Genomic DNA, 25589 nt, shown 5'->3' on the forward strand with positions numbered 1-25589 from the left:
TGAATCACAAGACGGTTCAGAAACTCATGAAGCAGCTGGGCTTAGTCTGTCAGGTTCGCGCAAAAAGAAAGTACAACTCCTACAAGGGTGAAGTCGGAGAAGTTGCGCCAAACTTGCTGGAACGGCATTTCAAGACAAACCAGCCAAATCGAAAATGGGTCACAGATGTTACTGAATTCAAAGTGAACGACCAAAAACTCTATCTGTCTCCAATTCTCGATCTGTTCAATGGCGAAGTTGTCAGCTACAACCTGAGCCGCCATCCAAATTTCAAACAGATCACGGATATGCTGGAGGGCGCTTTTCAGAAGCTGCCAAATAAGGTTGACAATCTAATTCTGCACTCTGATCAGGGCTGGCAGTACCAGATGAAGTCCTACCAGAATCTACTGAAGGCAAAGGGCATTACACAGAGCATGTCTCGGAAAGCCACTTGTCTGGACAATGCGGTTGCCGAGAACTTCTTTGGACTGCTCAAGACAGAACTGTTCTATTTGGAAAAATTTGATTCCATTGACCAGCTTGAAAAGGCCATTATCGATTACATCGACTATTACAACAATCGCCGAATCAAATTAAAACTAAACGGCCTGAGCCCTGTGCAATACAGGATTCAGACCGTTGGAGCTGCTTAATTCAATTTTTGTCTAACTTTTGGGGTTCATTTCAATTCGGGGGCGCACCCTGTTTTTGTTTTGTACAAGGCTGTACTCAGCGCATTTCGTAAATGTTACCGCAGTGTCTTATAGGTTTCTTCTGCCACAGGTTCGCACCATTCGTTGGAGGTATCCTCGCCGGGCACTTCCACGGCCAGATGAGAGAACCAGCAATCGGGTGCAGCACCATGCCAGTGCTTGACCTCCGGGGGAATGTTCACCACATCGCCCGGATGCAACTCCAGCGGAGCTTTGCCCCATTCCTGATAGTAGCCCCGGCCTGCCACGCAGACAAGGATCTGCCCGCCGCCCTTTGCGGCATGATGGATATGCCAGTTGTTCCGACAGCCCGGTTCAAAGGTGACGTTGTAAATGCCTGCCTGTGCGGTGGACAAGGGTGCCAGATAGCTTTTTCCGCTGAAATACTGCGCAAAACCGTCGTTGGGTGCGCCGATGGGGAACACCATTTCACTCTGGTGCTTTGCCATGGCATCCTCCGCAGCGTCCTCCGCCCAGACTTCCTTTGCCATGCGGAACGCCGCCCACGCCTTGGGCCAGCCTGCATAAAATGCCGCATGGGTCAGGATCTCTGCGATCTCACACCGGGTAATGCCGTTGTTTTTTGCCGCCGTCAGGTGATACCGAAACGAGGCGTCCGTCAGTCCCTGCGCCATCAGTGCCACCACCGTCACAAGGCTGCGGTCCCGGAGGGAGAGTTTATCCTCCCGGCTCCACACCTGCCCAAACAGTACCTCATCGTTAAGTTCTGCAAACTTTGGCGCAAATTCGCCCAGAGTATCCCGCCCTGCGGTCTGTTTTACTGCCATTATACGTTCCTCCCCATCTCGTAAGCCTGTGCCATGGCAGGCGTACTGCGCACTGCACCTGGCTCGTAAACGCCACTTGCTACAAGAGTGCCTTTTTCCACGGCACCTGCCACACAGTCTGCATAGCCCCGGAAGCAGGCCAGCGTAGTATCTGCAGAGGTTTTTTCCTCGTCTGCCATAGTGGTAATATAGTAGAACTCTTTGTCTTTAACCTCCTGCCACCGTGCCACAGTGCGGTCAATGACCGCTTTCAACTGGGCACTGATGGAGTAGAAGTATACCGGACTTGCCAGCACAATGACATCGGCGTCGATCATCTTTTGCAGGATGTCTGCCATATCATCCTTGTGGACGCAGGCTCCGCCGTGGGTGCTGCAGTAGTAGCAGCCGGAACAGGGAGCTACTTTTTTCTCGGCAACCCGGACTTTTTTTACCTTGTGCCCAGCGCCCTGCGCCCCACGCAGAAATTCATCGCACAGAATATCAGAGTTGCCGCCCTTCCGGGGGCTGCCTGACAAAATCAATATCTTCTTGCTCATAGGGACCTCCTTGACAGCGGAGCGTGTCCGCATTATGATGTTGATAGAGTTTAATTTTATCATATAACTTAAAGTGTGCTTTAAGTCAAGGGCTTTTTGAAAAAAACGGAGGTTTCAGATGATCTATACCGTAGGCGAAATGGCACAAAAGCTGGGCGTACCTGCCTCCACCCTGCGCTACTACGACAAAGAAGGGCTGCTTCCCTTTGTGGAGCGTTCCTCCGGCGGTATTCGGATGTTCCGGGAAAACGACTTCGAGTGGCTGCAGGTCATCCGCTGCATGAAAAAAGCCGGAATGTCCATCAAAGATATCCGGCAGTATATCGAGCTTGCCATGCAGGGAGACGACACCATTGACATTCGGTTGGAAATGTTTCAGCATCAGCGGGAGGTGCTCACCCAGCAGATCCAGCAACTGCAACACACGCTGGAAACGGTGGAGTATAAGTGCTGGTTCTACGAGACAGCCAAAGCCGCCGGAACGATAGATGCCCCCGGTGCTATGACGGATGCGGATGTCCCGGAGCGGTTCCGTGCCATCCGGCAGGAGCTGCGGGGGCAGAGTGAAGAATGAAAAAGCAACGCTAAAACGCCGTTCCGATTGCTTCCGGAACGGCGTTTCTCTTAATCTTCTAATCCGTGACTTCCTGCCACATTTCGCAGATATTCTTCCGGCTCGCCGTTCAGAATCAAATCTGCATAGCCTAGCGGGTCATTGTAGATGAGATAGTCTAATTCTGACCTCTGCGCCATAGTCACATCCAACGCATCCTCGACCCCAGTGCAGTCGATGGGAATTTTTCACCCATCCCGGAGCAGCAACTCCACGCAGCCGGTGTCCATGTTGAATTTGCAGACTCTTGCATCGTACTTCATGTTTGTGTCCTTTCTGCCTTACGGCACCTTTACAGTTGTGACTTTCGTTACACGATTCTTCTGATAAGGTTTCGGACACACAGCCGTCAGGGAAGAACTCGAATTTTCATTTCCGAAGAAAACGAAAAATCCGAACCCTTCTCCTATCGAGAAAAGGTTCGGATTTTCATTGTTTGGTGCGAGTGGTGATACAGAACTTTTTGAAAAAGCCAGTAATATCAACGGTTTTCAAGGCGGACGAGTAGCAAATAACTTGTATATATCCCCTTTTCGGGCGACTGTTTTTAAGACAGCCGCCCTTTTTCTATACCTAAATTCAAGTGTTGTGATTAGGGTGCGAAAGCCTCTGTTTTTTCCTCTCTGACCGCCGCAAGCAGGCGGGCATGGATGTTTTCCTATGGATCACATCCGAGAGGCAAACCGGAGGCTTTTTTCATCGAAATCAACACTTTTCATTTTCAGAGGAAGGAGGTGCGAAGATGGCTGTATTCCGTATCGAAAAGACCAGGGATTACACGGTCATGTCAAACTATCATCTGCGGGATATGTCGCTGTCGCTGAAAGCGAAAGGGCTTTTATCTCTCATGTTGTCTCTGCCGGAGAATTGGGACTACACCATGAAGGGTCTTGCCCGTATCTGCAAGGATGGAATTGACAGCATCAGTGGTGGCATCCGGGAGCTGGAGGCGCACGGCTATCTGATCCGTGCGCGTGTCCGTGGCGCAAACGGGCAGCTCGGCTCTATCGAATACACTATTCTGGAACAACCTAAAGCGCCATCACCTACACAGGAAAAACCTATACGGGAAAATCCCGTACAGGCAAATCCAATGTTGGACGCTCCAATTCAGGAGAACCCCGCCCAATTAAATAAAGAAGAATCAAGTAACTATCCATCAAAGACAGATCTATCAATTACGCAAGGATCAAGTCCTATCCCATCAAGTCCCCCAGCCCCCGGGGAGCGGACCGGACAGGACGGGATGCGAAAGCGGGAAAGCTATCGGGCATTGATCTTAGAGAACATCGAGTATGACGTACTCTCGCAGAACGTGCAGCTTGACAAGGACCGGCTGGACGAGCTGGTGGAGCTCATGGTGGATACCGTCTGCTCCAACCGGGAGATGATCCGTGTGGCTGGGGACGATTACCCTGCCGAGGTCGTCCGGTCGCGGTTCCTGAAGCTGAACGCCTCGCATATCGAGTATGTCCTTGACCGGATGCGGGAGAACACCACCTATGTCCGCAATATCAAGAAATATCTGCTGGCGGCGCTGTATAACGCGCCGGTCACGATGGACAGCTATTACACATCCCTTGTCAGCCATGACCTGTACGGCAGCGGAGATCGGAGGTGAACGCCTTGCAGGAAGAAATCACGCAGAAAACCCTTGCGCTATGTGTGGAGGCCAGCAAAATGACCGCCCAGCTCTTGCAGCAGGCTATAAAGAAGGTGCTGGCAGACATGGAGAAGCACAAGAAAAATCCGCAGCTCCGGCACGGCAAGCAGACGCTCCGGCAGCTTATGAAGCACAACACCGGCGTTTCCAACATCGAGATCACAGATCAGAATATCCGGGCCTTTTCTTCCACAGCGAAGAAGTACGGCCTGGATTTTGCTTTGAAGAAGGACACTTCCGGCGAGCATACCCGTTACCTGGTGTTCTTCAAGGGTCGGGACGCCGATGTGATTACAGCGGCCTTCCGGGAGTTCTCCGCTAAAAATCTGAGCCGTGAGAAAGCACCTTCTATCCGGCACAAGCTGGAAAAGGCACAGGAGCAGTCCAAAACGCAGCACAAGGAGCAGGAGCGCGGCGAAAAGGTCAAGACCAGAGAACGGAGTGTGGAGCGATGAAGGATAAGCTCAAAAAATATCTTCTGCCGAACCTGCCGTATCTGTTCTTTGTGTATCTCTTTGATAAGCTCTGCCAGACGGTGCGGCTGGCGCCGGGGCTTGACGCTTCGGAAAAGCTACTGCATATCGGGCAGGGCTTCCAGACCGCCTTCTCCAGCTCCGCGCCCAGCTTTCACGCGCTGGATATCTGCGTCGGCATCCTCGGCGCGGTTTTTGTCCGGCTGGCGGTGTATGTCAAGGGCAAGAACGCGAAAAAGTACCGCAAGGGCATGGAATACGGCTCTGCCCGCTGGGGCACGGCGGCGGATATTGCGCCCTACATAGACCCCGTTCCCGATTGGAACATCCCCCTGACCAGGACGGAAAGCCTCACCATGACCAGCCGTCCGAAGGACCCGAAAACGGCGAGAAATAAGAATATCCTCGTCATCGGCGGCTCCGGCAGCGGCAAGACGCGGTTCTTTGTCAAACCGTCGATTATGCAGATGCACAGCTCCTATGTCATCACCGATCCCAAAGGGCAGCTTTTGAAGGAAACGGGGAAAATGCTCCTGCACGGCGCGCCGAAGCTGGACGAGAACGGAAAGCCGGTGCGGGACAGTCGCGGCAAGGTCATCTATGAGCCCTACCGCATCAAGGTTCTGAATACCATCAACTTTTCCAAGAGCATGAAATATAACCCACTGGCATATGTGCGCTCTGAGAAAGATATCTTGAAGCTGGTCAATGTCATCATTGCCAACACGAAGGGCGACGGCGAAAAATCCTCCGAAGATTTTTGGGTCAGTGCGACTCGTTCGCAGACGGTAAAAAGTCTGCGCACGAGCAACGGTTTTCCGTTGTTCGGAGAACTGGTAGTTTGATAGGTGGAATGACGGGGTAACGCCCTGAAACGCCTACCCTTGATGGGCGTGCATTAGCTGTAATGGCTGGTGTACGAAGCCCCATGACAAAGGCTGAGAGTAACCGTAACCACTGCCTAAAGTGGTCGAAAGCGGTCTGGAGGCAGACTGTGTTACCTATAAGCCGAGAGTCTATAAGATACCTATGGTTAGAATGTTCGCTTTGGCGGGCGGACTGACGAACCTGCGAATGTACAGGTCTAAAAGAAGACCACGCAGAAATGTGTGGGTGCGTTAATGCGCAGTCGGTGTGGTTTAGTAGAAATTGATCCTACGAACGACCATGCTGTGTTACAGGCACAGGCAAGCCGACAGGTCTATAGCAGGAACCTATGGGTATGTATGAACAGATAGAACTATCGGAACGAGGAAAGGCAGCAGATTCCGCAAGGAATAGTCTGACGAAAAACAATAAGCAGACGAACTGCTGCTGAAAAGTAGTGGTCGAACCTATGATGTGCTTGCGTTATGTGAGCTACGGAGGAATGGCCACAAGTCGGTTGAGATAAGCAGGCATTATTCAATCCAACATAAGGATTCGAGTAAGACCAAAAGGGTCACTTTCGCAAAAAGGAGGTGATGCCTTATGCCAAAGAAAAACAAAACTCTATGTGTAGATGACTTACGTCATGCCGAGTATTACGGTATGCAGCCAGTTTTTGATGAACTCTATCATCGAAGTTTGGAGGGAGAAAATTTTACCGACCTTATGGATTTAATTCTGAGCCGGGACAACATTCTTCTGGCATATCGGAACATCAAAGCAAACGGAGGAAGCTACACAGCAGGAACAGACAACAAAAACATCAGTGACATCGGGTGTTTACCGCCCGAAACAGTTGCAGAGAAAGTGAGGTTTATTGTCACAGGAAGTCAGCACGGATACCGCCCAAAGCCGGTAAGACGCAAAGACATTCCGAAACCAAACGGAAAAACCAGACCGTTAGGTATTCCCTGTATCTGGGACAGGCTGGTACAGCAATGTATCAAACAGGTCATAGAGCCAATCTGCGAAGCGAAATTCAGCGACAACAGTTACGGCTTTCGCCCGAACCGTTCCGTGGAACACGCCGTGCAGAAAACTTACACCATGCTTCAACGCATGAACCTGCATTATGTGATTGAGTTTGATATAAAAGGATTTTTCGACAACGTAAATCACAGCAAGCTAATGCGGCAAATATGGGCAATGGGAATACACGACAAACAGTTGATTTTTATTATCAAGCGGATTCTGAAAGCACCGATTAGAATGCCAGACGGCACTACACTCATTCCAGACAAAGGCACTCCGCAAGGCGGTATCATTTCACCGTTGCTTGCCAATATCGTGCTGAATGAACTGGACAAATGGGTTGAGAGCCAATGGCAGAACCACCCTCTTGTAAAGGAATACGGGTATGAGAGGAAAATCAGAAACTCGATTACTTTTGACCGGAGCAAGGCATTCCTCAAAATGAGGAAAACAGGGTTGAAAGAAATGTATATCGTGAGATATGCAGATGATTTCAGAATTTTCTGCCGGAATAAAGAGGACGCTTTGAGAACGAAAGAGGCTGTAACGGCATGGATAACCGAGAGGCTGAGGTTGGAGGTATCGCCAGAGAAAACAAGGATAGTCAATGTTAGAAAACGCTATTCAGAGTTTCTTGGGTTTAAGATACGAGTCAGACCGAAAAGCAGGAAGTACATCGTGCAATCTCATATCTGTGACAAAAAGTTGGAACTGGAAAGGCAAAAACTGGTGGAACAGGCGAAACGAATTGCCCGACCTCCAGAGGGAAAAAGACCTTTGGACGAAATACGGCTGTACAATTCAATGGTTCTGGGAATACAGAATTATTTTCAACTTGCCACCTGCATCAGCATTGATTGCAGGAAAATCCACAGACAGGTCATGACAGTTTTAACAAATCGGCTCAATACAGAAACCGGGTGCAGACTTGTTCGAGAGGGCGGCGCAATGACCGAGAGCGAAAAAGAACGGTTTGGAAAGTCGGCAATGATACGGTATGTATCTGGAATCGACCAACCTATCTACCCTATCGCATACATCAAGAACAAGATACCGATGGCAAAGAAAGCGGCGGTTTGCAGTTACACGGTAGAGGGACGGGCATTGATACACACGAACCTAAGTATGAACTCATCTGTTCTATCAGGTTTGAGGAATCAACCGTCTATGGGGCGAAGCACAGAACTTACTGACAGCAGGATTTCACTATTCTCGGCTCAACGTGGAAAATGTGCGCTAAGTGGGGAACTCTTTGAAAATGCGGCTGACATAGTATGCTGGCTGAAAACACCGGCAGAATTGGGCGGCAAGGAACGCTATCGAAATATGATTTTGTTCCATAATAGATTTCTTCCACTCCTGCAAGAGTGTCCTAAGAATGAGCTAAAAGAGATAGCCGACACGCTCAAGGCAACAAAGGAACTGATGTTAAAAGTGAACAGTCTGCGCCAGCAGGCTGGTTTGTCCGCAATAGAAAACTAACATTTCATTTGGTGATTGATTAAATGCTTGTGAAAACAACCGATGGAACGCCGGATGCGGTGAAAGTCGCACGTCCGGTGTGGAGTGGGGGAAAATCCGGCGATAACTTCAAAGGATTACCTATCACTATAAGCCGAGCGGCTTTTATACTGCGCCCTGATCGGCTACATCTGGTATGAGGCAGAGCCAGAGGAACGGAACTTCATCACGCTTCTGTACCTGCTAAACGCCTGCGAAGCCAGAGAGGACGACGAGACCTATAAAAGTCCCGTAGATATCCTCTTTGACGATTTGGCAAAAAAGCAGCCGGAGCACTTCGCCGTCAAGCAGTATGTCAAATTCAAAATGGCGGCGGGTGATATATGCTCTAAGTGACTTCTTAATCATGATTTTGTCATGGTTAGTGAAGCAATCACTTAGAGCATTTTTGTTTCAGGAGGTACAGCTATGAGAAACGAAAAAATCACCCCACTGTACGAGCGCCTGAGCCGGGACGATGAGTTACAGGGCGAGAGCAATTCCATATCCAACCAAAAACAGATGTTGGAGGATTTTGCTCGCCGGAACGGGCTGCCAAATCCTACGCATTTTACAGATGACGGTATCTCAGGCACCCGGTTTGACCGCCCCGGATTTTTGGCGATGATGGAGGAAGTGGAGGCAGGGCGTGTAGAGGCAATCGTCATCAAGGACATGAGCCGGTTAGGACGCGACTATCTGAAGGTCGGTCAGGTTATGGAGGTTTTGCGGCAGCGTGGTGTTCGTCTGATTGCCATCAACGACGGTGTAGACAGTCTGAAAGGTGATGACGATTTTACCCCGTTCCGCAACATCATGAATGAATTTTACGCCCGTGATACCAGCCGGAAAATTCGCTCTGTGTTTAAGTCAAAAGGCATGAGTGGTAAGCACCTGACAGGCACCGTGATTTACGGCTACTTATGGGACGAAAAGCGGGAGCATTGGCTGGTAGATGAAGAAGCCGCCGAAGTGGTACGCCGTATCTTTTCCCTCACGCTGGAGGGATATGGGCCTTATCAGATTGCTTGCAAACTATCCGCAGACCGGATTGAAATTCCTGTCGTACACCTTGCCCGCTTCAACGAGGGTGTGAACCGTTCAAAGCCGGTCAAAGACCCCTATGGATGGGGATCATCTACCATCGTGAACATTTTGAAAAAGCGAGAGTATTTAGGGCACACCATCAATTTCAAGACCCGCAAGCACTTTAAGGACAAGAAAAGCCACTATGTTTCTGAGGACGAATGGACGATCTTTGAGAATACCCATGAAGCCATTATCGACCAGCAGACCTTTGATTTGGTGCAGAAAATCCGCAGCAATGTACGGCGTTATCCAAACGGCTGGGGCGAAGCGGCTCCCCTCACAGGCTTGCTCTATTGTGCAGATTGTGGCGGCAAGATGTATGTCCACCGCACCAACAATGGCAGGCGGATTTCTCAATATACCTGTTCCAATTATACCAAAATTCCGTGTGGGACACTATGCCCCACTCAACACCGTATCAATGAGAGCGCTGTTCTGACATTGGTTTCCGACACGCTCCGGGCTATCGCTGAATATTCCAGAAATGACCGGACGGAATTTATTCACACTGTTCAGGAGACGCAGGTTGCTCAACAGAGTGCCGATATATCGAAAAAGCGCAGGCGTTTGGCTGCTGCCCAAAAGAGAGCCGGAGAACTGGAAAAACTGATTTGCAAAATCTATGAGGACAACGCCCTCGGCAAGCTGCCGGATGCACGATATAAGGCGCTTGATGCACAGTATGCCAAAGAGCAGGATGCACTTGAGATTGAAATTGCAGAGCTGGAAAAGGCTGTTACCGGCTATGAGCAGAGCCAGAAATCCGCAGAGAAATTTATAGCCCTAATTGATAAGTATGAGAATTTTGACACTCTGACAAACACCATGCTCAACGAGTTTGTAGAGAAAATCCTTGTCCACGAACGCGCCCGAAAAGGCAGCCAGGACACCACGCAGGAAATTGAAATCTACTTCAATTTTTTAGGGCGCTATATCCCACCATCCTTACAGCCGGTTCCTTTAACCCCGGAGGAACAGGAAGAACTGCGAAAAAAAGAAGAACGCAAGGACAGGCTTCATCAGAATTATTTGAAGCGGAAAGCCAGCGGCGCACAGAAACAGTATGAGGACAAAATCAAGGCGAAGAAAAAAGCGGAAATGGACGCTAAGAAAGCCCTGATCCGGGCTGAGGATATGAAAAAAGGTGTTTTTTCTACTGTCGGACAGCTACCAAAAGAAGAACCACACAAAGGCAGCATAGCAGCCAGCGCAGCAGTCTAATCATCACGAAGCAAAGGAGAATGAATATGAGTAAGTTGACTTACATTCGTTGTGGAGATTATGATATACCCAACCTAAAACTTTCTGAACAGCCGGAAACTTCTATCGGCAAGTACGGCAGAATGCGAAAATCCTACCTAAAGGAACATCGCCCCATTCTCTACAACCATCTGCTGATGAGCGAGAAGCTGTATCCACACCTGATAGAGATTGACCGGACAGCGCAGGAGCGTGTGGACACTATGTTGCCTCACATGATGGAGACTGCGGGTGTCACGGAAGAACTGAAAGCCTGTGACCCTATGCGTTGGGTGGGGCTGATGAACACATTAACGGCACAGATTGAGGAAATTTTAATCAGGGAACTGATTTGCAGCTGAATGGGAGGTGCGGGAAATGCTGACCTTTGAAAAGATTTTGAAAGTGTTTCAGGCATATCTGGATGATGATCCACTGTATGAGGTGGTTCAGACCAGCCACGGTTATACATTGATGGCATGGGAACCCCACCGGAATGACTGGTACAGCGCTGAAATACAGAAAACCCCGGAGGATTTACGGAACGCTTTGTTGGGTACATACGCCAACTTTCTGGAAGATAAGATTACTGGAAATGACCGTGACCTGACTGTGACAGAAACCGGAGAAATCCAGCAGAGGTGTCGGGAACTTTTGGAAAAGTGCCGGGAACCTTGATATAGAAATGCCAGAAGGAGGCCGCGATTATGCGTCCTCCTTCTGCTTCGCAGTCTGTTCCATTTTGAGCGCCCCGTCTATGGCACCTTCGATAATCGGCAGGTATTCTTCAGGGCAAAGCTTCAGCTTGTGGCTGACCCGTTGCCGCTGTTCGCTTTCTTCCCGCATGATCTCCGGGTTAAAATACCGTTCCACGGGAAGTCCGCAGACCTTAATCAACTGGATCATCACAGGCAGGCTCGGAATCGCACCTTGATTCTCAATGTTGGCAAGATACCGCCATTCAATCCCAACCATTTCCGCCAATGTTTTTCGTGCCAGACGCTTTGCCTCTCGTGCAGCTTTGACATCTGCGCCGAAGGTTTCAAAACCGGGACAATCTTCAACTTTCGCCATATAGCATCACCCGGTTACATTGTATAATTCATACTTCGCCCGTGGAATGTTGTTATATGCAGGTTGGTTGAAGTTTATAATTCATATTTCGTTCCTTGCATTGTTCGAGAAAGAGAACTATAATGTACTCTGTGGAGGTGCGAAATGGACTATATGACATTGAAAGAGGCCGCCGAAAAGTGGGGCGTGACACCTCGTAGGGTAAATTATTATTGCGCCGGAGGGCGCATTCCCGGCGCTGTGAAGATGGCTGGTGTTTGGCTGATCCCTAAAACTGCGGAGAAGCCAGTTGATGGCCGGACAAAACAAGGAAAGGTGCAGAAAGCATGAAACTATCTAAAATTATGATAATTGAAGATGATCCTGTGATACAGGGAGAATTACAAACTTTATTGAATGGAAATGGATATACAACGCTTGGAGTAAGGAATTTTTCTGCTGTGACAGAACAGATTCAGGATGAAAAGCCACATCTGATTTTGTTGGACATTAAGTTACCCGGAGAGAATGGTTTTGCTTTATGCTCTAAAATTCGTACCTTTTCCGAAGTGCCGATCATCTTTGTGACAAGCTGCAACACGGATATGGACGAGCTGAATAGCATTATGCTGGGCGGAGACGCTTTTATCACGAAGCCCTATAACACAGCGATCCTGCTTGCGAAAATTGCGTCTCTGCTGAAAAAAGCCTATCCCGCACAGCAGCAGGAACAGATCGCCTATGGAGATGCGGTGCTGCATCTGGAATCCAGCAGTTTGGACTATCATGGACAGAGCGTAGAACTTACTAAGAACGAATTGAAAATTCTCTATTACCTGTTCAAGAACGGAGGGAAAATCTGTTCTCGTGGGGATATGATTGAGTATTTGTGGGACAATCAGTTATATGTGGATGACAATGCTTTGAGCGTCAATATCAACCGCATCCGGGAAAAACTGGCAGGCATCGGTCTGACGGATTTTATCAAGACAAAGCACCGACAGGGGTACACGATATGAACAGCAGACGATATTGGAAAAACAGGCTGCCATTTCTGCTGACGAACTTGGTCTGCATGGCTGCACTCACGGTATTTTTGCTGGTGTGCGGCAATTCGTTTTCCGCAGTGGTATTGATCCTGATCGTATGGGCATTGATTTTGCTGACGGGTCTTGCCCTCACTTACTGGAAACGGAAACGGCAGATGAAAAAACTTCTGGATATGGCGGAGCAGCTTTCCGAAAGATACCTCATTTCCGAAGTAATGGAACTACCAGAACAGGCTGAGGATCAGGTTTACTATCGGCTTTTGAAAATGGCTGGAAAATCCATGTTGGAACAGATTGGAGAGATCGAGCGGGAACGCCTGGAGTACAAAGAATACATTGAGCAATGGATTCACGAAATCAAAACGCCCATTACTGCGATGAAACTCCTATGTGAAAACCATCGGACGGACTGGACAAAAGAACTTCTGTTGGAACTGGAAAAGACCAACCGCTTTACCGAACAGGCGCTTTATTACGCCCGCAGTGAGCATACAGAGAAAGATTATTCTGTCCGGGAAATGGCACTGTCCCAAGTGGTGCATCAGGCGATTGCAGATAATAAATATCTGCTGCTCCAAAGTGGTATGCGCCTGGAAGTGGAGGAAATGCAGGACACGGTTTATTCAGATGAAAAGTGGGTGCGTTTTATCCTAAATCAACTGATTGCCAATGCGGTCAAGTATCGTACTGAACAGCCGGTTCTTCGCATTTCTACTCATAAACGGCAGGATCAGGTTGTCCTTGTGGTGGAGGACAATGGAATCGGAATTGCTGCGTCCGATCTGCCCCGTATTTTTGAAAAGGGATTTACCGGTCAGAATGGTCGTCTGATTCAGCAATCCACAGGACTTGGTCTGTATCTGTGCAAACGGCTCTGTGAAAAGCTGGGCATTGGCATTACGGCGGAGTCGTCGGAACATGGCACAGCCGTTTCCCTTTCTTTTCACATTAACTGTCTGATTCATGAAGTGCAGAACTGAAAAGCGTTCTGCACTTCTTACATTTTTGTTAGAACTTTGTAAGAAAACTTGATACAAACAAAGTCGTTCTTATCCTACAATAGAGACAAGAGGTGATAATAATGAAAGAAATTTTGAAACTGGATCATATCCAGAAATATTACGGAAATAGCGGGAATATTACAAAAGCAATTCAGGACATTAGCTTTTCCGTTCAAGAGGGAGAATTTGTAGGAATCATGGGAGCATCCGGTTCCGGCAAGACTACCCTGCTCAACTGTATTTCCACCATTGATACCGTCAGTGCGGGACATATCTATCTGGACGGAACCGATGTGACGGAAATCAACGAAAAACAGATTGCCCGGTTTCGTCGGGAGAATCTTGGATTTGTATTTCAGGATTTTAACCTGCTGGACACTCTGACAATCTCAGAAAACATTGCCTTGGCACTGACTATCAACAAGGTTCCCGCAGGCGAGATTGATGGGCGGGTGCGGGAAATGGCCGGAAAGCTGAATATCACGGATATTCTGGATAAGTACCCCTATCAGGTGTCCGGCGGCCAGAAGCAGCGGTGCGCCTGTGCCAGAGCCATTATCAACCAGCCTAAGCTGATTTTGGCGGATGAACCCACCGGTGCGTTAGACAGTCACTCGTCCCAGATGCTGCTTTCGACGATCCAGAGTATCAACGAAGATCTCGGAGCCACGATCCTGATGGTGACACACGATGCTTTCTCGGCAAGCTATGCCAATCGTATTCTCTTTATGAGGGACGGGGCGATCTTTACGGAAATCCGTAAGGGTGGTGATTCCCGCAGGACTTTCTTTGAAAAAATCCTGGATGTCCTCACCATGATGGGAGGGGGCATGAGCGATGTACGCTAAACTCATTTTCAAAAATGCAAAGCGGTCTGTGAAGGACTATTTGATTTATATTGTGACCATGACACTCTGTGTCACCCTGTTCTATGCGTTTTTGTCTATCAGCAGCACCCATTATCATCCGACCATTGGTGCGGAATATAATATTTCCCTGCTGGCTGGAGGTATGAAACTGGCAATTTGCGGGATTAGTCTGCTTTTGTTGTTCCTGATCCACTATGTAAATCGTTTCATGCTGAGAAAAAAACAATCGGAGTTTGCAGTTGAGGCAACCCTGGGAATGGAGCAAAAAACCATAGGACTGCTCTTTTTTGGAGAGACTTTTTTCCTGCTCATATTCTCTGTGTCGGTGGGAATCCTTCTGGGGATGATCGTTTCTCAGGTCATTACGGCTATGCTGCTTGCTTCTTTTGGGGAACCCTACGCTTTTTCTTGGTCTTTTTTTCCAGATACCGTGCTGCTGACCGTGGGCTTCTTTGTTATTTGCCAGATTCTGGTTGGAGTCGGGAATGTCAGAATTCTCAACAAAAGCAGGATTATTGAGCTTATGACGGCAAACCGTCAGAATGAAAAACCGCTTCATAAAAGCAGATGGATGCCGATGATCTGTATTATCTATGGCATTATGCTGCTGTGGATGCTGGAGGTAGGTGCTGTAAAATATCATTTTTACTTCGATCCCAGACATCCGCTTCCTGTAAAGCTCATGTATTGGGGGAATGTCCTTTTCCCTGCACTGACGCTGCTTTGGGCAATCGCAGGTGCTGTTTTACACAGAAAAATAGGATTTTCCCGATACCTTTGCGGGCTTCTGGCTGGTGCAGTATTGACCGCTATCCCGATTTTTTCCATCGCAGAACTGGAAAAAGCCTACTTCCTTGGATTTGATGCCCCAACTCTGAATCAATATTTGCTGTTTGGGGTTGCGGATATTTTGTTTATCATTTCCGCAGTCATGTATTTATCAAATGCGGCGCTCCTATACTGGAAGGAATCTAAAGTGTCCCGCAAATATCACAATACGAGTTTATTTCTGTTTGGACAGCTTTCCTCTAAGCTGGCTACCAATACGAAAACGATGACGATCATTTGTGTGACCCTGACTTTTTCTATCTGCTTGTTTGTCATTGCGCCGGTTTTGACAGGATGGAGTCTGGGCTATTTGGATAGTCGGGCAGTCTATGATATTCAAATTTCAAGCCGCTACAACGATGTTTATGAAGTGGAAAATCTTCCGGATACAGACTATGGGGAAATTACTGCGTTCATAGAACAAAACAACATAGCGATAAAGGACGATTTGACTTTTTCGGAATATCTTCCCCAAAAAAGCGACTTTTACCAGCGGGTAAAGTACGATTTTCCTCCCTTGGCGATTGCACTGAAGGATTATAACGCTGTTCGGAAAATGTTGGGATATGAACCTATTATCTTACAAACGGATGAATTTGCTACCCACTGGCATCGTGCGGCAGAGGAGAAGGATATTGAAAACTACATCGCTGAGCATACCTTACTGGAAACTGACGCAGGCACCCTGAAACTCAGTGAGAACGCCGTGTTTCAGGAGCCTGTGGGGGAATCCATCTATAATCTTTATACAGATGTGGTGTATATCATACCTGACGAGATAGCGCAAGTCTTGCTTCCGGTACAGAGCAACCGATTTGTGATGACTCAATATCCGCTTCCCTTCAAAACGGCAGAAATGCTGGAACAGCTTCTTGGGCGTTCTTATCCAGAAGATCCTGATAAAGACAATCTGGCAGGATACAGTACAACTGTCCATACTACGGAAGTGAACCGTATAATCGCCCTTAACTTTATCCTAAAAGCGTCCTTGATCTATGGTGCAATTGTGCTGATGGTGATGTGTCTTACCGTGCTGGCTCTTCAGCAGCTCCTGGATGCAGAAAAAAACAACTACAGATTTTCGGTTCTGCGAAAAATGGGAGTGGAAGAGAAGGACCTGCATACTTTGGTTCTAAAACAGCTTGGTGTTTGGTTTGGGATGCCGATCACAGCGGCAATCGTTGTAGCAATTATTGTGATTGGCTATTTTCTTCAAAGTGTTTCTGCTGAAATCTCAGCTTATATTGGCTGCGGAGCCTTGATGCGGCAAATAGGTATCATTGTCGGGATTTTCGCTTTGCTGCTGAGTTGCTATTTTCTCAGTACATGGCTGCTGTTCCAGCGTTCGATTCGCAACAACTCCAACAGCGGAAGGTGATGGGATATGTACTGGAAGTTAGCAATTCAAAATATCCGCAGAAACCTGCGGGATTATATCATTTACTTTGTGACACTTACCTTGACTGCGCTCTGTGATGTCCTTCTATTTAGGGATGAGCTGTTCTATTATGAGAGCTTCGGTCTGTTTGCTGTTCTAATTCTGGTTCAGTTGGCAGCGACTGGAGTAGCAGCGTTTCATATTTATCAAGAAAAAAGAAAAAAGATTGAATAGAAAATACCTATAGATTCATACATCTGCCGGACGACGGCAAAAGAAAAAAAGCCGTCGTAAAGCAGACACATTTCCACGCGCCTATGAAGCGGCGGCTTTGATTTTCAGAGCCGCCGTTTCTTTTCGTCTATCCTAAACCAACGACGACCTAACACCGTGTAAATCCACGGCGGCATATAGGAGGATTGCCGCCGTGTCTATTCTTGTCTTTTTTCACAGTACCCATGACCTGCACCAGCTAAAAAAAGCCTGTTTCCAGCAGCGGAGCAATGCGGCCAGCAGTATGCACTATACCATGTAACCAAACAGCAAAATATATTCCATTACGCTCGTATGGCTTTATGCCGTCCGGGCGCTTTTTTGTCCCTGTGGAGCCGGAACATCGGGTCAGCATGGCCCGAACTTTATCCCCGGTGCCGCTCCCCGCCGCCCCATTCAGATTTACCCAAAAAATCTGAATGGAGGAAAGGCAGATGGAAGTTACCATCAATTATAACGGACAAGCTGTGGCCGTGGAGGTCACGCTGGAAGTCTATGAATTTCTTGACCGAGCCGATCACAAAACGGAGAACCTGTTCCATGAGCAGCGGCGGCATTGGGATGGCCGGGAGTTTGACGAGTACATCATTACCACCGAAGGCGTAGGAGCCTACGGAGAAACGCCGGAAGAATATCTTTGCCACATGGAAACGCTGCATGAGCTGATGGCTGTTCTGGACACCTGTACCGAGGCCCAGCGCCGCCGGTTCCTGCTCTATGCGCTTGACGGGCTGAGCCTTGCAGAGATCGGAGTGCTGTGCGGCTGCTCCAAAGTGGCTGTGTATCAAAGTGTGGAGGCGGTTAGAAAAAAATTTATAAATTTCTTTGAGAACAGGCTTAACGAATGACCTGTTTTCTGGCTACCAAGTGAAAGGGATTTTCCCTTATCCCAGCGAGGGGCGGACAGCGGACAAGCTGCCCGCCTCTCCGATTTTCAGGAGGTAAGCCTATGAAAACAATCAATCTGCGGTGGATGTATCCCCACTACCGGCATGACGAGTTTGTGGATGTTACAGACGAGGTATGGGAGGCCATACGGCAGGCCCAGCGCGAGGTGAACAACTACGAGCGCCGGACAGTCTACCACCGCGCCTACTACTCTCTGGACGCATACAGCTGGCTGGAAAATTACGCACTGGAACACAGCAGATCGCCGGAAGATATTTTGCTGGAACGAGAAGAAATGGCCACCCGCCTGCGCCTGATTGCGGCCCTGCCGGTGGCTTTGGCTCATGCCACTCCGACACAGGCCCGCCGTGTTCACGCCTACTACATTGCCGGTATCAAGCAGCCGGAAATCTCCCGGAGAGAGGGCGTCCACAGCAGCAAGGTCAGCGTTGCCATCCACCGGGGGCTGCGGAATATGCGCCGTTGCTATGATGTCCTTTTTCAAACAGAGTGAGGGCGTGCCTATGCAGACCATCAATCTCAAACAATATTATCCATTTTGCAAAGAGGATATTTTTGTGGAGGTGTCCGATGAGATCGTCGAAGCGTTTCTTCTGGATAAGAGAGCCGAGGCCGCCAGAGATCGCAAGATGTTCCGGTATAAGGCGTTTTATTCCCTCGATTGTAACGATGGAATCGAAAATGCCGCCATCGGCTGGGCGCAGCCATCGCCGGAGGACTACCTGATAGAAAAAGAAGAATTAGCCGAATACGAAGAACTGATACGGCGATTGTATGAAGCCATTTCTTTCCTGCCGCCTATGCAGGCTCGCCGTGTCCACGCCCGCTATATGCTTGGTATGAAAGTGAAAGATATTGCCGCAATGGAGGGTATCACGCCATCACAGGCGGGAAAATCCATCCATGCCGCACTGCGTAGGCTGCGCCGGTACTTTGCGCGTCAGAAATGGACGGTCAATCTATGAGTATTTCCAAAGAAAAGAGGTGCCTGACATGAACGAAAAAATTACAGCCCACCCCCAAAAAGAAGAACGGGAGAAAGTCCTGAAGGAGATTCGGCAGCTTGAAAACCGAAAGAAGATTTTGGAGAACAAGCAGCGGAACGAAGAACGCAGGGTTCGCACCCGCCGCCTGATTGAGCGTGGAGCCGTTTTGGAGGGGATTTTCCCGTTGGCTCCCGACCTTTCCGGCGCAGAGGTCAAAACATTTCTGATTGCCCTGTCCCATCTTCCGGGGGCTGCGGAATTGACTGTAAACCTGCCAAAATCCGGGGACACGCCATAAGTCCCTTGTTTACAAGGGCGCACTTATACACCGTTGCCGGTGTCGTGCGCCCTGCCGGGGGCTGTTGCGCTCTCCGAGCGCGATGGGGCGCTACACTCCCCAAACCCCTTGTGCGCCCCGCGTAGCCAGACACCCGCTTCGCGTCTGTCCGGCTCCACGGAGCCTAAATACCCCTTACCGAAAGGAGGTGCCACCCATAGATTTTTGTCATATTCCCGTTAGTATCATCAAGCGCAGCGCAGGCCGTTCTGCTGTTGCCGCAGCTGCTTACCGCAGCGGAACCAAGCTGACAAATGAATGGGATGGAATGACCCACGACTACACCCGGAAAGGCGGCATTGTCCATGCGGAGATCATGCTGCCTGCCCACGCCCCTCCAGAGTTTGCAGACCGTTCTATCCTCTGGAACAGCGTGGAGCAAATCGAGAAAGCAAGGGACAGCCAGCTTGCCCGCGAGATCGAAGCAGCCCTGCCCCGTGAACTGTCCGGCGAACAACAGCTTGCCCTTGTGCGCGCCTATGTGAAGGACAACTTTGTAGACAAAGGAATGTGCGCCGACTTTGCTATCCATGACAAGGGAACCGGCAACCCTCATGTCCATATCATGCTGACGCTCCGGCCTCTGAAAGAAAATGGGCAGTGGGGCGCAAAGTGCCGCAAGGCATACGATCTGGACGAGAATGGACAGCGTATCCCGGATGGGAAAGGCGGCTGGAAAAATCATCGTGAGGATACAACCGATTGGAACGATAAAGGAAATGTGGAGATTTGGCGGGCAGCGTGGGCGGCCTACACCAATCGGGCGCTGGAATCTGCCGGCAGACCGGAACGCATTGACCATCGCAGCTACAAGCGGCAGGGCATTGATAAGATCCCCTCTGTCCATCTGGGGCCAGCCGCCAGCCAAATGGAAAAGCGCGGCATCCGCACCGACAAGGGCGAAGTAAATCGGCAGATCGCCGCCGACAACAAGCTGCTCAAGGAAATCAAGGCCCGCATTACCCGCCTTTACAACTGGTCTAAGGCCGAAGCCGAAAAGCCGGAGGGCCAACAGCCCAGCATGATTGACTTGTGGGAAGCCCAGCAGCAGCTCAAGCGGCCTGACACCCGCACCGGCAAAATCCGAGCTTTGCAGGAGAGCGCCGCCCTGTTCAGCTTTTTGCAGGCAAACGGCATCCAGTCCATGCAGCAGCTCCATGAAAAAATAGCAGATATGAACACCCGATACTATGACCTGCGGGGAAAAATCGTCAAGGCCGAGCGCCGGATCGCCATTCTTACCGAACGCGGGGAGATGTGGGAACAGTACAACCAGTACAAGTCCATCCACAAGCAGCTTGCCAAAGTAAAGCCGGAAAAACGGGAACAGTTTGAACAGCGCCACAGTTGGGAACTGATTCTGTATGACGCAGCGGCCCGGTATCTGAAAGAACTGAAAGACAGCAGCGAGGCAATCACCCCGAAGGCATGGCAGTGGGAGATCGACCAGCTGACCGCCGGAAAGCAGACGGACACGCTTGCCATGAAATCCATGAGGGAGGATTTGAAAGCAGTGGAACGGCTCCGCAAAACCGCCGAGCAGCTGTCCCGACAGGAAAGGGACAAGTCTCACGACCGTGGGCCGGAGCGGTAAAGGCTACCGCGTTTTGGCGTACCCCTGTCAAGTGCGTCGCGTTTCACGACATACCTTTGCATACAGAAAAACCGCCGTACAGGTTTCCCCATACGGCGGCAGACTGTTTATTTGCCGAACAAGTCGCTGTGTGTGCCGGTGCGGGCCAGCGTCAGCACCAGAACATCATCCTCTATGCGATAGACAAGCAGCCAGTCCGGGAGAATATGACATTCCCGATGGCCTGCCCAATCGCCGGACAGGTCATGGTCGCGGTTTTTATCCGGCAGCGGCTCGCCCATTGCCAGCAATGCTACGACCTGCTCCAGCAGCTCAATCTTCAAGCCACGCTTGATGGCTCGTTTGTAGTCCTTTTTGAAACTGGTCGTGTACTTGACGGTATATTTGGTTTCTTTCATTTTTTCAGGTCAGCAAACAACTCGTCAAGGTCATTGTAGCCCTTTACAGACGGGTCTTTTGCAATCCTTTCCGCTTCCAGCATGGCAGCAACCGTTTCTTTGTTCGGCTGTTCCAGCCTTACTTCAAAGGGAATGCCGCCTTCACGAAGCGACTGGCGCACAAAGATGTTAAACGCCGTAGTCAGGTTCATGCCAAGTTCAGTAAACAGTGCGTCCGCCTGTGCTTTCAAATCTGCGTCCATGCGGATACTGATGTTTGTGGTATTTCCAGCCATACGATCAACCCCTTTCTGCTGGCAATTATAGTATATGCCATTTGCACGAAGAAAACAATACTTTGCACGAATATTTAACAATAAATTCATTCAAGGAGGTTACCGGCTTTATGAAAGAAATCATTTATGAAGAACAATAAGTCTGAACCTATCCCCGTCATGGATTACCGCCAGTACCGCAGAGTGCGGAGGCTGGTGCATGAGTGCTGTAACTACATCGACGGAAACTGTATCGCCCTGGACGATGGGGAGGAATGTGTCTGTGTCCAGTCTATTTCCTACTCCCTGTTGTGCAGGTGGTTTCGGGCGGCGGTATTGCCGCAGGATAAGGAACTGGAAACGGCGCTGTTCCACCGGATGAATGCGAAGAGGTGCGCCGTATGTAGGGCGCTGTTTACCCCCGGTTCCAACCGGGCCAAATACTGCCCGGAATGTGCCGCACGCATGAAGCGGGTCAACGCCGCAAAGCGCAAGCGAAAACAACGGGAGAAATGTCACGCTTTAGGGGCTGAAAAACCTTTGTAAATCAAGGCTTTTTTCGAGGGTGTCAAAGGCAGGCTGATAGATTTATCTTCCGACCACTAAAACGGCCTTAAAATGCGTACAGAATCCCAAGAGAAACCCCAAGGAGGAACCCTATGTCAGACAACCGAAAATATTATTACCTGAAACTCAAAGAAAACTATTTTGACGATGATTCCATCGTGCTGCTGGAAAGTATGCAAGATGGTGTGCTGTATTCCAACATTCTGCTCAAGCTGTATCTGAAATCGCTGAAACATGGCGGGCGGCTTCAGCTTGACGAGGACATCCCTTACACGGCGCAGATGATCGCCACCATTACCCGCCAGCAGATCGGCACTGTGGAGAGAGCCTTGCAGATCTTTTTGAAGCTGGGTCTTGTGGAGGTGCTGGACAGCGGCACATTCTACATGAGCAACATCGAACTTTTAATCGGCCAGTCCTCTACCGAGGCCGAGCGAAAGCGGGCTGCGAGGCTCCAAAATAAGGCTCTTTCTGCGCCCCGGACAAACGGCGGACATTTGTCCGACATTCGTCCACCAGAGATAGAGATAGAGTTAGAGAAAGAGATAGAGATAGAGATAAAGAGAGAGATAGAGAAGGGACACCCCGCCCCCGCCTATGGCCGTTACCAGAATGTTTTCCTGACGGACGGGGAACTGGCAGACTTACAGGCCAGCTTTCCCACTGTATGGGGCCAGTACATCGAAAAGCTGTCCGAGTACATGGCTTCTACCGGCAAGCGTTATCAGAGCCATGCAGCGACCATCCGGCGCTGGGCCGGTGAGGACGCTAAAAAAACTGTCACACCCTCACGCAACCGGGATTACAGCGTAAAGGAGGATGAAACTGTATGATTGAGATTACCGCAGAAATCCGGGCATTCATCGACAAGGCAGCTGCCGGTGTGGAATTGGCTGAGGACGAGTATATAGACCCGTCAGACGGGCTCATTCACTGTAAGAAATGCGGCGGCCAGAGGCAGACCGTTGTGCCATGCTTTGGGAAATCCGGCTACTTTATGCCGCGCTGCATCTGCCAGTGCCAGCGGGAAGCTGAGGAGCAGCGCAAGGCTGCTGAAGAACGGCAGCGCCGTATGGAGCGTATCAAACGCCGAAAGGCACAGGGCTTGCAAGACCGTTATCTGTACGACTACACATTTTCCAATGATAACGGGCAAAACCCATTGATGGACAAGGCTCATGCCTATGTGGAGAACTGGAAAGAGGCATATAAGAGCAATATCGGGCTTTTGCTGTTTGGAGATGTGGGAACCGGCAAGTCTTTCTTCGCCGGATGTATTGCCAACGCTTTGCTTGACCAGGATGTGCCGGTGCTGATGACGAACTTTCCCACCATTCTGAACCGCCTGACCGGGATATTCTCTGAGGACAGGTCGGAGTTTATTGCCAGCTTTGACGAGTATGACCTGCTTATCATTGACGATCTGGGAGTAGAGCGCAGTACCGAATATGCTATGGAGCAGATGTTTTTCGTCATCGACAGCCGCTACCGCAGCCGCAGGCCCATGATTATCACAACAAACTTGAAACTGTCCGAGCTGAAAAACCCGCCTGATCTGGCCCACGCCCGTATCTATGACCGTATTCTGGAACGGTGTGCGCCGATTCTTTTTGACGGGAAGAATTTCCGGGAAGAAAATGCCGGTGCTACCCGACAGACAGCAAAAGACATTGTAAACAGTAAGCAAGACTGATTTTTTACCGGGCGGCACAGACCCGTTCGGAGAAAGGAGCGCCATGAACAGAGAACCCCGTACTATGCAGGTGGCAGACGCCGCTACTGCGTCCAGAGCGCCGGAAAACACGCCAGCGATGGTAAAGAAAATCGGTAAGACAACCTACAAGGTTCATGTCCATTTCAGCAATACCAGCACAGAAACCATGAGCGATAAAATCAAGCGTATGCTCAAAAATGAAATTCAGCAGATGTGACAGACTGATAAACGAAGCCGCCTTGTGCTAAACTGATGATGGTTCGCACCAAAATTTTTGTCAAGGAGGACACGAAAATGCTTTACACAGAAAAAGAGAAGCATGAAATTGAGCGAGTAAAGGAGGTCTTTGCGGAACATCTGCGGCAAAGCCCTGATTTTGAACTGCTCTGGTCGGACAAGGTAGGCTATGTCTGGCTGGCGATTGGCGTAAATCCAGTCTATGTGGATACCGGTATCAGAATCGAATCTGCCGCCGATCTCTGTTACAGGTGTTTGGACGATGTAGCTACGGATGTTTTATATATGACAGGCAACGATCATGCACTGGAAGCAGCCGACCCGCTGGAATTGGCCGAAATCAAGCGGCGCTGGGAGCCATATATCAACCAGCTGCCAGACTATGCGTATCTCTGCAAAGACCTGCTGAACAGAAAAATGTAATCTATCAAACGAGGTGTCAGGAGCCATACAGTGCTTCTGGCACCTCGTTTGATAGATTTTTTGTGAATTGATGAAAAAGTCCTTGACAATTTGTCTCTGGCAAGACACTCAAAAGCATTTTGGTGAGCTGCGGCGCCCGCCTCGCCCCCTTCGATATCAAGGAGCTTCGGGACATTATGACGGAGGATGAATTGGAGCTGGACACAATGGGTGACCGGAAAACGGCGCTGTTCCTCATTATGAGCGATACCGATACCACCTTCAATTTCGTCATTGCCATGCTGCAGAGCCAGCTTTTCAACCTGCTCTGCGACAAGGCGGACGATTTCTATAACGGGCGGCTGCCTGTCCACGTGCGGTGCCTCCTGGACGAGTTTGCCAACATCGGTCAGATACCGAACTTTGATAAGTTGATCGCGACCATACGAAGCCGTGAGATATCGGCTTCTATTATTCTGCAGTCGCAAAGCCAGTTAAAGACCATCTACAAGGACGCGGCAGATACCATCGTCGGCAACTGTGACAGCACCTTGTTTTTGGGAGGCAAGGAGAAAGGGACGTTGAAAGAGATTTCGGAGCTGCTGGGCAAGGAGACCATCGACAGCCTGAGCCAGTCCGAAAATCGCGGCGCGCAGACCTCTCACGGCCTCAGTTATCAGAAATTAGGAAAGGAGTTGATGACCCAGGACGAAATTGCTGTCATGGACGGCGGCAAGTGTATTTTGCAGCTTCGGGGCGTGCGTCCGTTTTTCAGCGATAAGTTTGATATCACGAAGCATCCCCGCTACCAATATCTGTCCGACGCCGACAAGAGAAACGTCTTTGACGTAGAACGGTACATGAAACGCAGACCGGCCATTGTGAAGCCGGACGAGCCTTTCGATATGTACGAATTGAACGCATCCGATCTGGAACCCGACAACAACAATTCTACAAAACGAAAGGAAAAATGATTTATGGATTTCTTCAACAGTGCTATTGACGTATTGCAGACTCTCGTGATCGCCCTGGGCGGCGGCCTGTGCGTGTGGGGCGGCATCAACCTTCTGGAAGGTTACGGCCAGGACAACCCTGCGGCCAAAAGCCAGGGTGTCAAGCAGTTTATGGCTAATTAAAGGGAACAAAAAGAAAGGAAAAGCACAATCCAGACGGTATCAGCGGCAGGATACAAGAATAAATTGTGATTACACAAGATTGGTGTTATAATAAGAGAAAAGTTCC

30 protein-coding genes and 4 pseudogenes are annotated in these 25589 nt (G+C 49.6%); 28 read left to right on the forward strand and 6 right to left on the reverse strand.

Translation table 11 applies throughout. The features are described 5' to 3' along the window. A partial coding sequence (locus J3351_RS12930; RefSeq protein ID WP_207697907.1) for an IS3 family transposase occupies positions 1-635 on the forward strand: 635 nt, incomplete at its 5' end. Positions 636-730: 95 nt separating this feature from the next. Here J3351_RS12930 and J3351_RS12935 read toward each other — a convergent pair. Then, on the reverse strand, positions 731-1483 hold the full coding sequence (locus tag J3351_RS12935; RefSeq protein ID WP_207697908.1) for a carboxymuconolactone decarboxylase family protein: 753 nt from the start codon (positions 1481-1483) through the stop codon (positions 731-733). Continuing rightward, on the reverse strand, positions 1483-2022 hold the full coding sequence (locus J3351_RS12940) for a flavodoxin family protein (protein WP_156060273.1): 540 nt from the start codon (positions 2020-2022) through the stop codon (positions 1483-1485). The genes J3351_RS12935 and J3351_RS12940 overlap by 1 nt, the downstream gene beginning before the upstream one ends. Positions 2023-2140: 118 nt before the next feature. Here J3351_RS12940 and J3351_RS12945 point away from each other — a divergent pair, with 118 nt between their 5' ends. Then, positions 2141-2596, forward strand: a complete 456-nt coding sequence (locus tag J3351_RS12945; RefSeq protein WP_156060275.1) for a MerR family transcriptional regulator — start codon at positions 2141-2143, stop codon at positions 2594-2596. 50 nt (positions 2597-2646) lie between these two features. On the opposite strand, the pseudogene J3351_RS12950 reads toward J3351_RS12945, so the two are convergent. Next, a pseudogene (locus J3351_RS12950) lies at positions 2647-2898 on the reverse strand (DUF6061 family protein). A 479-nt stretch (positions 2899-3377) separates the two neighbouring features. Here J3351_RS12950 and J3351_RS12955 point away from each other — a divergent pair. The 8 genes and pseudogenes from J3351_RS12955 to J3351_RS12985 all read left to right on the forward strand — a co-directional run bounded on the left by J3351_RS12955 (position 3378) and on the right by J3351_RS12985 (position 11176). Further along, positions 3378-4256, forward strand: coding sequence for a DUF6017 domain-containing protein (locus J3351_RS12955; protein ID WP_207697909.1), 879 nt, complete (start codon positions 3378-3380; stop codon positions 4254-4256). 5 nt (positions 4257-4261) lie between these two features. Next, the gene (locus tag J3351_RS12960) at positions 4262-4753 is read left to right on the forward strand and encodes a PcfB family protein (RefSeq protein ID WP_207697910.1); all 492 of its coding nucleotides are present in this window, start codon (positions 4262-4264) and stop codon (positions 4751-4753) included. Further along, positions 4750-5550, forward strand: a pseudogene (locus J3351_RS12965) (type IV secretory system conjugative DNA transfer family protein); the annotation flags it as partial. The gene J3351_RS12960 and the pseudogene J3351_RS12965, both read left to right, overlap by 4 nt. Before the next feature lie 691 nt (positions 5551-6241). After that, on the forward strand, positions 6242-8152 hold the full coding sequence (ltrA, locus tag J3351_RS12970; protein WP_113998925.1) for a group II intron reverse transcriptase/maturase: 1911 nt from the start codon (positions 6242-6244) through the stop codon (positions 8150-8152). Positions 8153-8284: 132 nt separating this feature from the next. Beyond that, positions 8285-8509: pseudogene (locus J3351_RS14380) on the forward strand (type IV secretory system conjugative DNA transfer family protein); the annotation flags it as partial. Between the two features lie 90 nt (positions 8510-8599). Next, positions 8600-10480: a recombinase family protein gene (locus tag J3351_RS12975; RefSeq protein ID WP_207697912.1), complete on the forward strand. Its 1881-nt coding sequence runs from the start codon at positions 8600-8602 to the stop codon at positions 10478-10480. Between the two features lie 26 nt (positions 10481-10506). Next, positions 10507-10860: a TnpV protein gene (locus tag J3351_RS12980; protein ID WP_044987169.1), complete on the forward strand. Its 354-nt coding sequence runs from the start codon at positions 10507-10509 to the stop codon at positions 10858-10860. 16 nt (positions 10861-10876) lie between these two features. Then, positions 10877-11176 carry a hypothetical protein gene (locus J3351_RS12985; RefSeq protein ID WP_004612693.1) on the forward strand — a complete coding sequence of 100 codons (300 nt, stop codon included), beginning with the start codon at positions 10877-10879 and terminating at the stop codon, positions 11174-11176. 27 nt (positions 11177-11203) lie between these two features. Here the strand turns inward: J3351_RS12985 and J3351_RS12990 are convergent, their stop codons facing one another. Further along, the gene (locus tag J3351_RS12990; protein WP_005933665.1) at positions 11204-11572 is read right to left on the reverse strand and encodes a helix-turn-helix transcriptional regulator; all 369 of its coding nucleotides are present in this window, start codon (positions 11570-11572) and stop codon (positions 11204-11206) included. 144 nt (positions 11573-11716) lie between these two features. Between J3351_RS12990 and J3351_RS12995 the strand changes: the two genes are divergently transcribed. The 11 genes from J3351_RS12995 to mobQ all read left to right on the forward strand — a co-directional run bounded on the left by J3351_RS12995 (position 11717) and on the right by mobQ (position 20775). Continuing rightward, positions 11717-11902: a helix-turn-helix domain-containing protein gene (locus J3351_RS12995; protein WP_207697913.1), complete on the forward strand. Its 186-nt coding sequence runs from the start codon at positions 11717-11719 to the stop codon at positions 11900-11902. Beyond that, a complete protein-coding gene (locus J3351_RS13000) occupies positions 11899-12570 on the forward strand; it encodes a response regulator transcription factor (protein ID WP_097784690.1) in 672 nt (223 codons plus the stop codon). Before J3351_RS12995 ends, J3351_RS13000 begins: the two co-directional genes overlap by 4 nt. Next, positions 12567-13580 (forward strand): HAMP domain-containing sensor histidine kinase, encoded by a 1014-nt coding sequence (locus J3351_RS13005; protein ID WP_097784689.1) that lies wholly within the window; start codon positions 12567-12569, stop codon positions 13578-13580. Before J3351_RS13000 ends, J3351_RS13005 begins: the two co-directional genes overlap by 4 nt. Positions 13581-13681: 101 nt before the next feature. Beyond that, positions 13682-14449 (forward strand): ABC transporter ATP-binding protein, encoded by a 768-nt coding sequence (locus J3351_RS13010; RefSeq protein ID WP_097784688.1) that lies wholly within the window; start codon positions 13682-13684, stop codon positions 14447-14449. Further along, positions 14439-16676, forward strand: a complete 2238-nt coding sequence (locus J3351_RS13015) for an FtsX-like permease family protein (RefSeq protein ID WP_207697914.1) — start codon at positions 14439-14441, stop codon at positions 16674-16676. Before J3351_RS13010 ends, J3351_RS13015 begins: the two co-directional genes overlap by 11 nt. Positions 16677-16682: 6 nt before the next feature. Next, positions 16683-16910, forward strand: coding sequence for a hypothetical protein (locus tag J3351_RS13020; RefSeq protein ID WP_005924859.1), 228 nt, complete (start codon positions 16683-16685; stop codon positions 16908-16910). 473 nt (positions 16911-17383) lie between these two features. After that, positions 17384-17797, forward strand: a complete 414-nt coding sequence (locus J3351_RS13025) for an RNA polymerase sigma factor (protein WP_069432557.1) — start codon at positions 17384-17386, stop codon at positions 17795-17797. A 101-nt stretch (positions 17798-17898) separates the two neighbouring features. After that, positions 17899-18351: an RNA polymerase subunit sigma-24 gene (locus J3351_RS13030; protein ID WP_207697915.1), complete on the forward strand. Its 453-nt coding sequence runs from the start codon at positions 17899-17901 to the stop codon at positions 18349-18351. A gap of 10 nt (positions 18352-18361) precedes the next feature. Then, positions 18362-18823, forward strand: coding sequence for an RNA polymerase sigma factor (locus J3351_RS13035; protein ID WP_015528452.1), 462 nt, complete (start codon positions 18362-18364; stop codon positions 18821-18823). Between the two features lie 28 nt (positions 18824-18851). Further along, on the forward strand, positions 18852-19142 hold the full coding sequence (locus J3351_RS13040) for a DUF3847 domain-containing protein (protein ID WP_097784685.1): 291 nt from the start codon (positions 18852-18854) through the stop codon (positions 19140-19142). Positions 19143-19329: 187 nt separating this feature from the next. Then, positions 19330-20775 (forward strand): MobQ family relaxase, encoded by a 1446-nt coding sequence (gene mobQ / locus J3351_RS13045; protein WP_207697916.1) that lies wholly within the window; start codon positions 19330-19332, stop codon positions 20773-20775. Positions 20776-20882: 107 nt separating this feature from the next. On the opposite strand, the gene J3351_RS13050 is transcribed toward mobQ, so the two are convergent. Continuing rightward, on the reverse strand, positions 20883-21173 hold the full coding sequence (locus tag J3351_RS13050) for a type II toxin-antitoxin system YafQ family toxin (protein ID WP_002596328.1): 291 nt from the start codon (positions 21171-21173) through the stop codon (positions 20883-20885). Then, positions 21170-21448 carry a type II toxin-antitoxin system RelB/DinJ family antitoxin gene (locus J3351_RS13055; protein ID WP_025654305.1) on the reverse strand — a complete coding sequence of 93 codons (279 nt, stop codon included), beginning with the start codon at positions 21446-21448 and terminating at the stop codon, positions 21170-21172. The genes J3351_RS13050 and J3351_RS13055 overlap by 4 nt, the downstream gene beginning before the upstream one ends. Positions 21449-21574: 126 nt before the next feature. On the opposite strand from J3351_RS13055, the gene J3351_RS13060 reads away from it, so the two are divergent. The 7 genes and pseudogenes from J3351_RS13060 (at position 21575) to J3351_RS13090 (ending at position 25483) form a co-directional block, all read left to right on the forward strand. Continuing rightward, positions 21575-21973 carry a cysteine-rich VLP domain-containing protein gene (locus tag J3351_RS13060; protein ID WP_207697917.1) on the forward strand — a complete coding sequence of 133 codons (399 nt, stop codon included), beginning with the start codon at positions 21575-21577 and terminating at the stop codon, positions 21971-21973. A gap of 113 nt (positions 21974-22086) precedes the next feature. Further along, positions 22087-22827 carry a phage replisome organizer N-terminal domain-containing protein gene (locus J3351_RS13065; RefSeq protein WP_207697918.1) on the forward strand — a complete coding sequence of 247 codons (741 nt, stop codon included), beginning with the start codon at positions 22087-22089 and terminating at the stop codon, positions 22825-22827. Continuing rightward, the gene (locus tag J3351_RS13070) at positions 22824-23687 is read left to right on the forward strand and encodes an ATP-binding protein (RefSeq protein ID WP_207697919.1); all 864 of its coding nucleotides are present in this window, start codon (positions 22824-22826) and stop codon (positions 23685-23687) included. The genes J3351_RS13065 and J3351_RS13070 overlap by 4 nt, the downstream gene beginning before the upstream one ends. A gap of 43 nt (positions 23688-23730) precedes the next feature. After that, complete coding sequence (locus tag J3351_RS13075; RefSeq protein WP_015533371.1) at positions 23731-23925, forward strand: transposon-encoded TnpW family protein; 195 nt, start codon at positions 23731-23733, stop codon at positions 23923-23925. A 77-nt stretch (positions 23926-24002) separates the two neighbouring features. Further along, a complete protein-coding gene (locus J3351_RS13080) occupies positions 24003-24368 on the forward strand; it encodes a hypothetical protein (protein WP_207697920.1) in 366 nt (121 codons plus the stop codon). Positions 24369-24454: 86 nt separating this feature from the next. Further along, positions 24455-25321 (forward strand): annotated as a pseudogene (locus tag J3351_RS13085) (VirD4-like conjugal transfer protein, CD1115 family); the annotation flags it as partial. Between the two features lie 3 nt (positions 25322-25324). Then, positions 25325-25483, forward strand: coding sequence for a Maff2 family mobile element protein (locus J3351_RS13090; protein ID WP_207697921.1), 159 nt, complete (start codon positions 25325-25327; stop codon positions 25481-25483). Positions 25484-25589 lie beyond the last annotated feature (106 nt).

The sequence above is a fragment of the Faecalibacterium sp. Marseille-Q0746 genome, assembly GCF_017377595.1.
GTDB lineage: Bacteria > Bacillota > Clostridia > Oscillospirales > Ruminococcaceae > Faecalibacterium > Faecalibacterium duncaniae.